Raw genomic sequence first — 12,240 nt, 5'->3', positions numbered from 1 at the left:
GAGGGGGCTGCGGGTGGGGCGCCGGTGGTGACGGTGCCGCGGGTGGCGCCGCCGGAGGGTTTGCGGGTGCGGGCGTTGGTGCGGGGTGACGGTCCGGTGGTGCGGGACGGGCAGTTGGCGGTGGTGCATTTCGCGGGGGTGTTCTGGCGTGACGGGAGGGTGTTCGATTCGTCGTGGGCGGCGGGTCGTCCGTCCGGGGTGGTGCTCGGGTCCGGTCAGGTGATCGAGGGGTGGGAGCGGGGGCTGGTGGGGCAGCGGGTGGGGAGTCGGGTGTTGTTGGTGGTGCCGCCGTCGTCGGGGTACGGGGCGAAGGGTTTGGCGCGGTTCGGGATCAGGGGTGATGACACGTTGGTGTTCGTGGTGGATCTGTTGGGCGCGCACTGACGGCGGCGGCGTCCGGCGGCGCGCTTCGCCGGGCCGGTGCGCGTAGCGGGTCACTTCGTGAGGGCGCTCGGGGGCGTGTGCGGGCCACGCGCGGCGGCGACGGCGCCGATTCCCCCCGGAGGTCGGTCGATGGCGTGGTCCCGGGTGGTTGCCGGGCGTGTTCTCTATTGGGGACGTTGGTTGTTCTTAGACTGGTGGGGTGGAGGACATCGAGGCGATCGCGCTGTTGCAGGATCCGGTGCGGCGGCGGTTGTACGAGTTCGTCGCGGCGCGGGGTCGTGAGGTGGGGCGGAACGAGGCGGCGGAGGTGGTGGGTGTGGCGCGGACGTTGGCGGCGTTCCATCTGGACAAGTTGGTCGGTGCGGGGTTGTTGGAGGTGGGGAGTAGGCGGTTGACGGGCCGGTCGGGGCCGGGGGCGGGGCGTCCGGCGAAGGTGTACCGGTTGTCGGCGGTGGAGCGGGGGGTGTCGGTGCCGGCGCGGGACTATCGGACGGCGGCGGGGCTGCTGGCGGAGGCGGCGGAGTCGGGGGGCCTCGATCGGGAGGTGTGGGAGGTGGCGCGGCGCCGGGGGAGGGCGTTGCGGGGTCCTGCGGGGACGTGGAGCGGTTTGGACGAGGTGCAGGGGGTTTTGGCGGAGCGGGGTTATGGGCCTGTCCGTGATGAGGACGGCGCGGTGGTTCGGATGCGGAACTGTCCGTTCGGGGCGGTGGCGGAGGAGTTCCCGCCGTTGGTGTGCGGGATGAATCTGGCGTTGCTGGAGGGGTTGGTGGAGGGGTCGGGGGTGCGGGTGCGGCTGGATCCGCGGCCGGGGTGGTGTTGCGTGGTGGCCGAAGATTCTAAAAACAACGAAGATTGACATAGAAGAGGCGGCGTGGTGGAGTGATCTCCATGACCGCTCACGACGCCGCCCGGCACCATCTGGCCCAGTTCAACGTCGCGACGCTGCACCGTCCGCTGGACGACCCGCGCCTGGCGGGCTTCGTCGAGCTGCTCGACCCGGTCAACGCGCTCGCCGACGCCGCGCCCGGGTTCGTGTGGCGGCTGGTGGAGGAGGGCATGCCGGACGCGACCCGGCTGCGTCCCGCCGGCGCCGACGTGATCATCAACTTCTCGGTGTGGGAGTCGGTCGAGGCGCTGTGGGACTTCGCCTACCGCAGCGGCCACCTGGAGGTGATGCGGCGGCGCCGGGAGTGGTTCCGGCGGCACGCGGAGGCGCATCTGGTGCTGTGGTGGATTCCCGCGGGGCACGTCCCGACGGTGGAGGAGGCGATGGAGCGGCTGCGGACGGTCCGCGAGCACGGTCCGACGCCCCAGGCGTTCACGTTCAACGCGTCCTACACCGCCGAGGAGGCGGCCGCGGGCCGCCCGGCCGGGTGAGCGCGGTCCGGGGGACGCTCGGGCGCGGTCCCGGGGCGCCCGAGCGCGGGCCGGGGGTGCCGTGGCGCGGTGCGGGGGTCAGGCGAGGAGGGCGGCGGTGTGGCGGCCCGCGGCCGCGGCGGTGAGGAAGTAGGCGAGGTCCTCGTCGAGGCGGCGGCCCATGGTGGACAGCCGGACGCCCCAGTCCTTCTCCGCGGCGCCGAGGACGTCCCGCAGGCCGTCGACGGCGACGGGGACGAGCCGGTGCCGGTCGCCGAGCGGTGCGGCGCCGGCGGCGACGCGGGCGCCGAACTCGCCGCCGAGTTCGGGGACGGGGATGTCGGCGGCGGCGAGGGCGACGCGTCCGTAGGCGGTGAGGGAGTGGTGGGAGACGCCGAGGTGGCGTTCGCGTCCGTCGCCCTGGCTGACGCGCAGGGTCCCGACGGGTCGTCCGCCGAGCACCGACGCGGCGTTGAGGGCCTCGCCCGCCGTGACGCCCGAGAACCCCCACCGGGTGCCCGTGCCGAGGTTCCCGGGGCCCTGGGCGACGACGGCGACGTCGGCGTTCAGGACGAGCCGGGCGGCGAGGAGCCCGGTGTGGACGGTGACGGTCTCGAGGTCGCCGCCGAACGCCTGCCCGACGGTGACGGTGGCGGCGAGGGCACCCGCGTCCCTGAGACGGGCGATCGACATGGAGAACCAGGACGGCAACGCCCCGCCGTCCGGCATGACGTACACGACGCGCGTGGACGGTCGTTCGGCAAGGAGCGCGGCGAGGATCGGCGGTAGCGCGGAGTGCAGGTCGGCGACGACGACGGGCATGCCGTCCACGCTGTCGGCGTCGCGGAGGACGCCGTGGTGGGGGGAGTCCTGCTCGTCGGCGCCGAGGACGGTGGCCTGCAACGGCGTGTAGCGGGCCTTGACGAGGTGGCCGGGGCCGGACGGGTCGGGCGGGAGCCGGTCGGGGATCGCGACGACCATGGCGTATCCGCCGGTGCCGAGGCCCATCGCCAGGGCGGTGGTGTTGAGCAGGACGGTGTCTCCCGCCTCGGGGCGTCCCACCAGGGCGGGGTAGGCCAGGGCGCGGCAGGTGCCGTCGCCGTCGATCGAGACGGCCAGTTCGACCGCCCCGGGCCATTCTCGGCGGACTTCCTCGACCGTGCCTCTGCGCCATCGGATCACACCGGACAACGTAGTGCAGCGGGGACGCGGGCACAGCCGGTCGTGGCCGGCCGTGAGCCGGGAGGCGGCAGAAGTGAGCGGCGCGTCCCCGGGTCGTCGTCGTCCCCGGTCGGAGTGACATCGGGGTGACATCGGAGTGACAGAGGGGAAAGTCGAGGCGATGCCCGGCAAGTCGGCGATCTCCTGCTGTGGAGGGAGCCAGGTCCGGTAGCGTGTCGTGCGGGGAAGGGGGTCACATGTCACGGCGCAAGACCGAGCGACTGTTGAACCTGGTCGTCTGCCTGCTCGCCACGCGGCGGTACCTCACGGCCGAGCAGATCCGCCGGGCGGTGCCGGGCTACCCCGACTCCGACGAGGCGTTCAAGCGGATGTTCGAGCGGGACAAGGAAGAGCTGCGTGAGCTCGGCGTCCCGCTGGAGGTGGGGAGTGACCAGCAGGGCGGCGGCGGTGAGGAGATCGGGTACCGGATCCCGCCGCAGGCGTACGAGCTGCCCGACATCCACCTGACACCCGACGAGGCGGCCGTGCTCGGCCTGGCCGCGCGGGTGTGGCGGCGGGCGAGCATGGCCGAGGCGGCGTCCGGGGCGTTGCTGAAGCTGCGGGCCGCGGGCGTGGAGACGGACGTGCCGAACGGGGTCGGGATCGAGCCCAGGGTCAGCACGGGCGAACCGGCGTTCCCGGCGCTGTGGGAGGCGGTCCGCGACGGCCGGCCGGTCGCGTTCGACTACCAGGGGATCGGGCGGACGTCGGTGGCGCGGCGGCACCTGGACCCGTGGGGCGTGGTGTCGCGGCGGGGCCGCTGGTACGTGGTCGGGTTCGACCGTGACCGCGACGAGCAGCGGGTGTTCCGGCTGAGCCGGATCGTCGGGGACGTGAAGACGATCGGGCCCGCCGGGTCGGTCACCGTGCCCGAGGGTGTGGACGTGCGGCGCATCGCGTTCGACTGGGGCGATCCGGTGAGCGAGCCGCGGCCGGCGACGGTGCGGTTGCGGGCCGGTGCGGCGCAGGGCCCGCGGCGGTGGGCGCGCGACGTGCGGCCCGTGGAGGACGGGGCCTGGGACGAGGCGACCCTGACGTTCCGTGACGCGGAGCGGTTCGCCCCCTACCTGGCGAGGTTCGCCGACGACGTCGTCGTCCTGGACCCGCCGGATCTTCGGGAGGCCGTCATCCACCAGTTGAAGTCGGTGCTGGCCGCCGACACCCCCCGCACGGCGCACGGCGCCGCGCAGGGGGCCGCGCCGGAGGCGGTGAGCGGGCGATGAGCGCCCCGGCCACCTCCACGCACCGGCTGGCGCGGCTGCTGGCGCTCGTCCCGTACGTGGTGAGCCGTGACTCGGTGGCGCTCGAGGAGGCCGCCGCCGCGTTCGGGGTGACGCAGAAGCAGCTGATCGACGACCTGAACCTGTTGTGGTGCGTGGAGCTGCGCGGCCCCGACCCGTACTGCCCGATCGACCTGTCGTACGAGGGCGGGGAGATCACGGTGGCGGAGGCGGAGTCGATCGCGCGTCCGCTGCGGCTGAAGGTGGACGAGGCGTCCGCGCTGCTGGTGGCGTTGCGGATGCTGGCCGAGATCCCCGGCCTGGACGACCGGGACGCGCTCAGCCGGGTGATCGCGAAGCTGGAGGGGGCCGCGGGGACGGCGGCGGCCGTGTCCAGCAAGGTCGCGGTGGAGGTCGACGTGCACCCCGGGTCCACCGACCCGGAGGGCGGCGGCGTCGGCCTGCTGCGGGAGGCGATCGCGCGGGGCCGCCGCGTGCACCTGACGTACTACGTTCCGGCGCGGGACGAGAACACCGACCGGGACGTCGACCCGATGCGGCTGCTGGTCGTGGACGGCAACACCTACCTGGAGGGATGGTGCCGGCGGGCGGAGGCGGTGCGGCTGTTCAAGCTGGACCGGATCGCGGACCTGTCGGTGCTGGACGTGGCGGCGGAGGTGCCCGACGGCGCGGAGCCGATCGACGTGGACGCGGGCCTGTTCCGCCCGTCGCCGCACGACGAGGCGGTGACGTTGGAGCTGACGCCGCGGGGCCGGTGGGTCGCCGACTACTACCCGTGCGAATCGGTGGAGGAGATCGGGGAGGGGCGGCTGCGGGTGGTGCTGCGGACCCCGGACACGCGGTGGGTGCGGGGCCTGGCGTTGCGGCTCGGCGGGCAGGGCCGGGTCGTGGCGCCCGAACGGCTCGCGTCCGAGATCCGGGAGGATGCCGCGCGGGCGCTGGCCAGCTACGGCATGACCTGACCGGCCGGGCCCGGCCCCCGCCCCGCCCGTTGCCCCGCCCGGCCCGTCGCCAGGCCCGCTGCCTGGGACGTCGCCCGGCGGGTGAGGGCCGCCGCGCGGGTCCGGAGCGGATCGGCTACGGTGGCGGCGTGGCGTGGGTTGCGATGTCGGTGGCGGCGGGCTCGATCGGCCTGGCCGTGATCGCCTTCTGCGCGTTCCGAGTGTGGCTGGGAGTACGGCGTTTCGGCCATGAACTCGAGCGTGCGAGGCGGCGGCTGGTGACGAAACAGTCGGCGCTGGCCCGTGAACTCTCCGATCCGGAGTACGCGCACACGTCACAACCGCGCGGGGACGGCGTACGATCGGCATGAAACCTCGCGTCCTCGATTGAGGACCCCTGCTGAAGAGGATTGTCATGGCTGGACTTGGCACGACCGAGATTCTGATCATCCTGGCAGTCGTGTTGCTGCTGTTCGGATCGGCGAAGCTCCCGACGCTGGCCCGGTCACTGGGCAAGTCGGCGCGGATCCTGAAGGCCGAGACCAAGGGCCTGCGCGACGACGATGACGACGACGCGCAGACGGCCAAGTCGGCGCAGGCGGGCGCGGCGGAGAAGAACGCGCGGGACGAGGCCGGTGACGGCGGTGCCGCGCGGCCCCGCGGCGCGCTCGGGGCCGGTGAGCCGATCCAGGGCGTGCCGGTGTCGGACCCCGGTCAGGTCCGCAAGAGCGGCTGACCGGCGCCCGCGACGCCGACCGACACCCACCCCCGAACCTGAATGCCCACGATGAAGCTGAGCAGGAGCGCCGCCGCCCCCGACGGCCGCATGCCCCTCATGGAGCATCTCCGGGAGCTGCGATCCCGGTTGATCAAGGCGATCCTGGGCCTCGTGCTCGGCGCGATCGTCGGATGGATCGTCTTCACCCCGGTCTGGGAGTTCATGACGCAGCCGTACACGCGGCTCCCGACCGAGCACTGCCTGAACAACAAGTGCGACCTGGTGGTCCATGGGATCTTCGAAGGGTTCTTCGTCCACCTGAAGGTCGCGTTGATGGTGGGGGCGGTGCTGTCGTCCCCGGTGTGGCTGTACCAGATCTGGGCGTTCGTCGCGCCCGGCCTGTACAACAAGGAACGCCGCTGGACGTACACGTTCATGGCGGCCGCGGTGCCGCTGTTCCTCCTCGGCGCCGCCCTGGCGTACCTGACGATGGACAAGGGCCTGGAGATCCTCATCGGGCTCGCGCCGGGCGACACGACCGTGCTCATCGGCGTGAAGGACTACCTCAGCTACGCGCAGGCGATGCTGTTCATCTTCGGGTTGACGTTCGAGCTGCCGCTGTTCGTGGTCATGCTGAACGTCGTCGGGATCCTCACCCACGCGCGGATCCGCAAGTCGCGGCGGCTGCTGATCTTCGGGGTGTTCGTGTTCGCGGCGGTCGCGACCCCCAGCCAGGACCCGTTCACGATGCTGGCGCTGGCGTTGCCGACGATCGTGCTGTTCGAGATCGCCGAGGTGATCGCGTACTTCCACGACCGGCGCAGGGCCCGCGAACCCGACCCGTACGCGGACCTGTCCGACGACGAGGCGTCCCCCCTGAACCTCGACGCCGTCGACGCCGCGCTGGAGAAGGGCGACCGGGCCGTCTGATCCCGTCGTCTGAGCGGGCCGTCTGAGCGGGCGGTCTGAACGCGGGCGGCCCCGGGCCCCGGGCGCGGCGCGTGCGGCGGGATCGTCCCCGGATTGGGAATCGGGCCGGTCGAAACCGTAGGCTCGAAGGCATGACCACCCCCGACACCGCGCAGGCCGCGCAGACCCCGGCACAGCGGTACGCCGACTACCGGCGGCGCACCGCCGGGAACGGCCCGGCGCTGCTGGACTTCCGCACCCTGTACGACTTCGATCTGGACGCGTTCCAGATCGAGGCGTGTCAGGCGTTGGAGGACGGCAGCGGCGTGCTCGTCGCCGCGCCCACCGGATCCGGGAAGACGGTGGTGGGGGAGTTCGCCGTGCACCTCGCCCTCACCGGCGGCGGGAAATGCTTCTACACCACGCCGATCAAGGCGCTGTCGAACCAGAAGTACGCCGACCTCGTCCGCCGTTACGGGCCGGACAAGGTGGGGCTGCTCACCGGTGACAACAGCGTCAACGGGGAGGCGCCCGTCGTGGTGATGACGACGGAGGTGCTGCGGAACATGCTGTACGCGGGGTCGCACACCCTCGCGGGCCTCGCGTTCGTCGTGATGGACGAGGTGCACTACCTCGCCGACCGGTTCCGCGGCGCGGTCTGGGAGGAGGTCATCATCCACGTCCCGGACTCGGTGCGGATCGTGGCGCTGTCGGCGACGGTCAGCAACGCCGAGGAGTTCGGCGAGTGGCTCCACGCGGTCCGCGGTGACACGGCGGTGATCGTGGACGAGCACCGTCCCGTCCCGCTGTTCCAGCACATGCTGGTCGGGACCCGCCTGTACGACCTGTTCGTCGACACCGGCAAGGGCGCGGACCGGCAGGCGCGGCTGAACCCGCAGCTGACGCGGATGGCGGTGGAGGAGGTCCGGCGCGCCAAGGTCAACGCCGGTCGCCGCACCGGGCGGCGGCGCACGGCCCGGCCGCAACGGTACCGGCCGCCCGCCCGGCCCGACGTGATCGAACGGCTGGAACGGGCCGGGCTGCTCCCGGCGATCACGTTCATCTTCAGCCGCGCCGGATGCGACGCGGCGGTGCTGCAGTGCCTGCACGCCGGGATCCGGTTGACGTCGAAGGAGGAGGCGGAGGAGATCCGCGCGCACGCCGAACTGCGGACCGCCGACCTGTCCGACGAGGACCTGCGGGTCCTCGGGTACGCCGACTTCCTCGCCGCGCTGGAACGCGGAGTCGCCGCCCACCACGCGGGGATGCTGCCGACGTTCAAGGAGATCGTCGAGGAGCTGTTCACCCGCGGTGTGATCAAGGCGGTGTTCGCGACGGAGACGCTCGCGCTCGGGATCAACATGCCCGCCCGGACCGTCGTGATCGAGAAGCTCGACAAGTGGAACGGGGAGGCGCACGTCGACCTGACGCCCGGCGAGTACACGCAGCTCACCGGGCGGGCGGGGCGCCGCGGCATCGACGTGGAGGGCCACGCCGTGGTGGTGTGGGGCCCGAACGTGGAACCCGCGTCGGTCGCGGGCCTGGCCGGTGCCCGCACCTACCCGCTGAACTCCAGTTTCCGGCCGTCGTACAACATGGCGGTCAACCTCGTAGGCGCCGTCGGCATCGAACGGGCCCGGACGCTGCTGGAGGAGTCGTTCGCGCAGTTCCAGGCCGACCGGGCCGTCGTCGGCCTGGCCCGGCAGGTCCACAAGAACGAGGAGGCCCTCGCCGGGTACGCGAAGGCCGCCGAATGCCATCTCGGTGACTTCATGGAGTACGCGGCGATGCGGCGCCGCCTGTCCGACCGTGAGGCGGAGGTGGCGCGGGAGCGGGCCGGGACGCGCCGCGCGGAGGCCGCCAGGTCACTGGAGCATCTGCGGCCCGGGGACGTCATCGTCGTCCCGTCGGGGCGCCGTTCCGGCCTCGCCGTCGTCCTCGACCCGGGGGTGGGGCGCCGCTCCGACGGGCCCGCGCCGCTGGTGCTGACGGTGAACCGGTCCGTGCAGCGGCTGTCGATCCAGGACTTCCCCCGCGCCGTCGAACCGGTCGAGCGGATCCGGATCCCGAAGTCGTTCAGCCCCCGGAACCCGCAGGACCGCCGTGATCTGGCGTCGACGCTGCGCGCGAAGGTCCCCGACGACGTCCGGGCCCGGAAACGTTCCCGCGGCGACTCCGCCGCACCCGACGACGCGGAGATCGCGGCGTTGCGGGCGGAGCTGCGCGGCCACCCCGTGCACGGCTGCGACAAGCGTGAGGAGCACGCCCGCTGGGCCGAGCGGTACCACCGTCTCGACCGCGAGACCGAGCAGCTCCGCCGCCGCGTCGAAGGCCGTTCCCAGGTGATCGCGCGGACCTTCGACCGGGTGTGCGGCGTGCTGCAGCAGCTCGGGTACCTGGACGGCGACTCGGTCACCGAGGAGGGCCGCCGCCTCGGGCAGATCTACAACGAGCTGGACCTCCTCACCGCCGAGAGCCTCCGCACCGGCCTGTGGGAGAGGCTCGACCACGCCGAGCTCGCCGCGTGCGTGTCCGCGCTGGTGTACGAGTCGCGGCAGCCCGACGACGCCGCCCCGCCCCGCACTCCCGCCGGGGCCGCGCAGGACGCCCTCGCCGCGATGGTGCGGCTGTGGGGGGAACTGGACGCCGTCGAACACGACAACAGGGTGTCGTTCCTGCGGGAACCCGACCTCGGGTTCGCGTGGACGGCGTACCGGTGGGCGAAGGGCGACGACCTCGACGAGGTCCTCCTGGACGGCGACCTCACCGCCGGGGACTTCGTCCGCGCCGTCAAACAGCTCCTCGACCTGCTCGGCCAGGTCGCCGACGCGTCCCCGCCGAACGGGCACGTCCGCAAGACCGCCCGCCGAGCCATGGACGCCATGCGCCGCGGTGTCGTCGCGTACTCGTCCGTCGCCTGAAAACCGCAACCGTAATGTCCCAATCCGGGGAAAACGTCTCCGACCTTGGGATTCGGTGCCACAATCGGGACGCCCGAAATCTTTGAGGGCCGTGGGAAGCCAGTGGCGGCGGGGGCGCCGGGGCGGGGCCGAGGGGGCCCCGCCCGCCCACGAGTCACACGAGAAAGGTCCCCACCGTGGCCATCCGCGACAAGATGCGCGCCAACGCGGCCCACGTCCTGAAGCCCGGCGAGAACATCCAGGCGGTGTTCGGCGCCCAGACGACCAGCCAGTACTTCGCGTTGATCTCCTTCTGGATCCTCATCATCGCCAACTCCTACCGGGTCGTGGTCGTCACCGACCAACGGGTGCTGGTGTGCCGGTCCGGGCGGCTGCGCACGACACCCGTCGTCGAGGTGCTGCGGGAGCTGCCCCGCGACACCCGCATCGGGCCGCCGAGCGGCCTGTGGTGGCGGTGCGAGACGCTCGGGGAGAGGCTCTACGTCCACAAGCGGTTCCACAAGGACGTCAACGCCGCCGACGGCGCCGCCTGACGCGCTGTCCGGCCCCCGGGCAGGGGCCCTCCCGCGCCGGGAGGGCCCCTGCCCCCGTCTCCGCCGCGGCGATGACCGACGCGGTCGCGGCACCCTCCCGAGGTCGGAGACGGATCCGCTTCACGGAGGAGCCGGCGGCGGTATCCGGGCCGCTAATGTGAGCCTGATCACGGAATCGGCGACGAACACACAGGATGTGTGCATGATCGAGGCGGAGAACCTCACCAAACGCTACGGCGACAAGACCGCCGTGGACGATTTGTCCTTCACCGTCGTTCCCGGGCGGGTGACCGGGTTCCTCGGCCCGAACGGGGCGGGCAAGTCGACCACGATGCGGCTGCTGCTCGGCCTCGACCGGCCGCACCGCGGCGACGCGCGCATCTGCGGCGTTCACTACGGTCAGCTGCCCGCGCCGCTGCGCGTCGTCGGCGCGCTGCTGGAGGCGCGGGCCGTCCACACCGGCCGCAGCGCCTACAACCACCTGCTGTGCCTGGCGCAGACGCAGGGCATCGGCAAGAAGCGCGTCGACGAGGTCGTCGAGCTCGTCGGCCTCACCGGCGCGGCCCGCAAGCGCGCCGGCGGCTTCTCCCTCGGCATGGGGCAGCGGCTCGGCATCGCCGCCGCGCTGCTCGGCGACCCGTCCGTGCTGATCCTGGACGAGCCCGTCAACGGCCTCGACCCCGAGGGCATCGTCTGGATCCGGACGCTCATGCAGCGGCTCGCCGCCGAAGGGCGGACCGTGTTCGTGTCCAGCCACCTCATGAACGAGATGGCCGTGACCGCCGAGCACCTCATCGTCATCGGGCGCGGCAGGCTCATCGCCGACTGCTCCACCGAGGAGTTCATCGAGCGCAGCACCGAGAAGATGGTGATCGTCCGCAGCCCGGACGTCGAACGGCTCACCGGCGTCCTCGTCGGCGAGGGCGCCAAGGTCAGCCCCGACGGGGACGGGACGCTCACCGTCACCCACATGGAGGCGCCGCGCGTCGGGGAACTCGCCGCCGCCGAGGGCGTCGTCCTGCACGAACTCACCCCGAAGCGCGGCTCGCTGGAGGCCGCGTTCATGGAGCTGACCCGCGACAGCGTCGAGTACGGCGCGGGCGCCGGGACGGAGGAGACCCGATGAGCCCTGCCACGACGGGTGCCGCCACGTCCGGCGCCGACGCGCGGCCCGCGCAGGCGCCGCCCGCCTACTCCCGGCCGGGGTTCGGGCGGCTCATGCTCGCCGAATGGACGAAGATCCGCACGGTGCGCTCCACGCTGTGGTCGCTGATCCTGCTGTTCCTCCTCGTCCTCGGGTTCACCGCCCTGTTCGTGGGTCTGACCGTCGCGCAGTGGGACGACATGAAACCCGAGGACCAGGCGTCGATCACCGCCGACCCGGTCAGCTTCATCCTCGGCAGCGGGTTCTTCCTCGGCCAGCTGACCATCTGCGTCCTCGGCGTCCTGATCATCGCCTCCGAGTACTCCACCGGCATGATCCGCGCCAGCCTCCTCGCCGTGCCGCGGCGGCTGCCGATGCTGTGGGCGAAGGCCACGGTGTTCGGCCTGGTCGTCCTCGTCCTCGGGGTCGTGGTGTCGTTCGTGTCGTTCTTCATCGGGGCGGCGCTCTTCGGCGACAAGGCGTCGGTGTCGCTCGGCGACGACGGTGTGCTGCGCGCCGTCATCGGCGGCGGACTCTACCTGGCGATGCTGGGCCTGTTCGCGCTGGCCGTCGGCGCGATCGTGCGGCATCCCGCGGGCGGCATCACCGGCGTGATCGGGTTCGTGCTGGTGCTGGCGCCGCTCGCCTCGCTGCTGCCCGGCAGCATCGGTGAGCACGTCCACGCCTACCTGCCGTCCGAGGCCGGGTACCTGATCTCCAAGGCCCACCAGGGCGAGGACGACATCCTCAGCCCCTGGGAAGGGTACGGCGTGTTCGCCCTGTGGACGGCCGCGCTCCTCGGCATCGCGTCGGTCCTGCTCAAACGCCGCGACGCCTGACACCCGCCCGCACCCGACACCTTCGAAACGCCC

Annotated in this window: 13 protein-coding genes; 12 read left to right on the top strand and 1 reads right to left on the bottom strand. The window is 72.4% G+C overall.

The features are described 5' to 3' along the window. The first annotated feature begins 24 nt into the window (after window positions 1–24). From D0T12_RS36625 to D0T12_RS17280, 3 genes are all read left to right on the top strand, one after another. Window positions 25–384, top strand: coding sequence for an FKBP-type peptidyl-prolyl cis-trans isomerase (locus D0T12_RS36625; RefSeq protein ID WP_233526128.1), 360 nt, complete (start codon window positions 25–27; stop codon window positions 382–384). Window positions 385–583: 199 nt separating this feature from the next. After that, window positions 584–1,240, top strand: a complete 657-nt coding sequence (locus tag D0T12_RS17285; protein WP_117400637.1) for a helix-turn-helix transcriptional regulator — start codon at window positions 584–586, stop codon at window positions 1,238–1,240. A gap of 32 nt (window positions 1,241–1,272) precedes the next feature. Beyond that, window positions 1,273–1,761, top strand: coding sequence for a DUF3291 domain-containing protein (locus tag D0T12_RS17280; RefSeq protein ID WP_117400636.1), 489 nt, complete (start codon window positions 1,273–1,275; stop codon window positions 1,759–1,761). Window positions 1,762–1,839: 78 nt separating this feature from the next. On the opposite strand, the gene D0T12_RS17275 is transcribed toward D0T12_RS17280, so the two are convergent. Next, window positions 1,840–2,922 (bottom strand): DUF3866 family protein, encoded by a 1,083-nt coding sequence (locus tag D0T12_RS17275; RefSeq protein WP_117400635.1) that lies wholly within the window; start codon window positions 2,920–2,922, stop codon window positions 1,840–1,842. A gap of 236 nt (window positions 2,923–3,158) precedes the next feature. Between D0T12_RS17275 and D0T12_RS17270 the strand changes: the two genes are divergently transcribed. The 9 genes from D0T12_RS17270 to D0T12_RS17230 all read left to right on the top strand — a co-directional run bounded on the left by D0T12_RS17270 (window position 3,159) and on the right by D0T12_RS17230 (window position 12,207). Beyond that, window positions 3,159–4,184, top strand: coding sequence for a helix-turn-helix transcriptional regulator (locus D0T12_RS17270; protein ID WP_117400634.1), 1,026 nt, complete (start codon window positions 3,159–3,161; stop codon window positions 4,182–4,184). Further along, window positions 4,181–5,164: a helix-turn-helix transcriptional regulator gene (locus D0T12_RS17265; protein ID WP_117400633.1), complete on the top strand. Its 984-nt coding sequence runs from the start codon at window positions 4,181–4,183 to the stop codon at window positions 5,162–5,164. Before D0T12_RS17270 ends, D0T12_RS17265 begins: the two co-directional genes overlap by 4 nt. A 128-nt stretch (window positions 5,165–5,292) precedes the next feature. Further along, complete coding sequence (locus D0T12_RS17260) at window positions 5,293–5,514, top strand: hypothetical protein (RefSeq protein ID WP_233526127.1); 222 nt, start codon at window positions 5,293–5,295, stop codon at window positions 5,512–5,514. 44 nt (window positions 5,515–5,558) lie between these two features. After that, the gene (tatA, locus tag D0T12_RS17255; RefSeq protein ID WP_117400631.1) at window positions 5,559–5,879 is read left to right on the top strand and encodes a Sec-independent protein translocase subunit TatA; all 321 of its coding nucleotides are present in this window, start codon (window positions 5,559–5,561) and stop codon (window positions 5,877–5,879) included. Between the two features lie 51 nt (window positions 5,880–5,930). Next, window positions 5,931–6,791, top strand: a complete 861-nt coding sequence (gene tatC, locus D0T12_RS17250; RefSeq protein ID WP_117401068.1) for a twin-arginine translocase subunit TatC — start codon at window positions 5,931–5,933, stop codon at window positions 6,789–6,791. Between the two features lie 131 nt (window positions 6,792–6,922). Further along, window positions 6,923–9,691, top strand: coding sequence for a DEAD/DEAH box helicase (locus tag D0T12_RS17245; protein ID WP_117400630.1), 2,769 nt, complete (start codon window positions 6,923–6,925; stop codon window positions 9,689–9,691). Window positions 9,692–9,867: 176 nt separating this feature from the next. Continuing rightward, window positions 9,868–10,224: a hypothetical protein gene (locus tag D0T12_RS17240; protein ID WP_117400629.1), complete on the top strand. Its 357-nt coding sequence runs from the start codon at window positions 9,868–9,870 to the stop codon at window positions 10,222–10,224. Window positions 10,225–10,426: 202 nt separating this feature from the next. Then, window positions 10,427–11,350: an ABC transporter ATP-binding protein gene (locus tag D0T12_RS17235; RefSeq protein WP_117400628.1), complete on the top strand. Its 924-nt coding sequence runs from the start codon at window positions 10,427–10,429 to the stop codon at window positions 11,348–11,350. Beyond that, window positions 11,347–12,207 (top strand): ABC transporter permease subunit, encoded by an 861-nt coding sequence (locus D0T12_RS17230; protein WP_117400627.1) that lies wholly within the window; start codon window positions 11,347–11,349, stop codon window positions 12,205–12,207. Before D0T12_RS17235 ends, D0T12_RS17230 begins: the two co-directional genes overlap by 4 nt. Window positions 12,208–12,240 lie beyond the last annotated feature (33 nt).

The organism is Actinomadura spongiicola, assembly GCF_003432485.1.
In the GTDB taxonomy this organism is placed as follows: Bacteria; Actinomycetota; Actinomycetes; order Streptosporangiales; family Streptosporangiaceae; genus Spirillospora; species Spirillospora spongiicola.
This window is presented reverse-complemented; position numbering and strand designations above follow the sequence as displayed.

Excerpts from the sequence above, each read along its gene's own strand:
- D0T12_RS17270 (WP_117400634.1), top strand. The coding sequence starts at position 3,159 with ATGTCACGGCGCAAGACCGAGCGACTGTTGAACCTGGTCGTCTGCCTG.
- D0T12_RS17230 (WP_117400627.1), top strand. The coding sequence starts at position 11,347 with ATGAGCCCTGCCACGACGGGTGCCGCCACGTCCGGCGCCGACGCGCGG.
- D0T12_RS17265 (WP_117400633.1), top strand. The coding sequence starts at position 4,181 with ATGAGCGCCCCGGCCACCTCCACGCACCGGCTGGCGCGGCTGCTGGCG.
- D0T12_RS17280 (WP_117400636.1), top strand. The coding sequence starts at position 1,273 with ATGACCGCTCACGACGCCGCCCGGCACCATCTGGCCCAGTTCAACGTC.
- D0T12_RS17235 (WP_117400628.1), top strand. The coding sequence starts at position 10,427 with ATGATCGAGGCGGAGAACCTCACCAAACGCTACGGCGACAAGACCGCC.
- tatA (WP_117400631.1), top strand. The coding sequence starts at position 5,559 with ATGGCTGGACTTGGCACGACCGAGATTCTGATCATCCTGGCAGTCGTG.
- tatC (WP_117401068.1), top strand. The coding sequence starts at position 5,931 with ATGAAGCTGAGCAGGAGCGCCGCCGCCCCCGACGGCCGCATGCCCCTC.
- D0T12_RS17245 (WP_117400630.1), top strand. The coding sequence starts at position 6,923 with ATGACCACCCCCGACACCGCGCAGGCCGCGCAGACCCCGGCACAGCGG.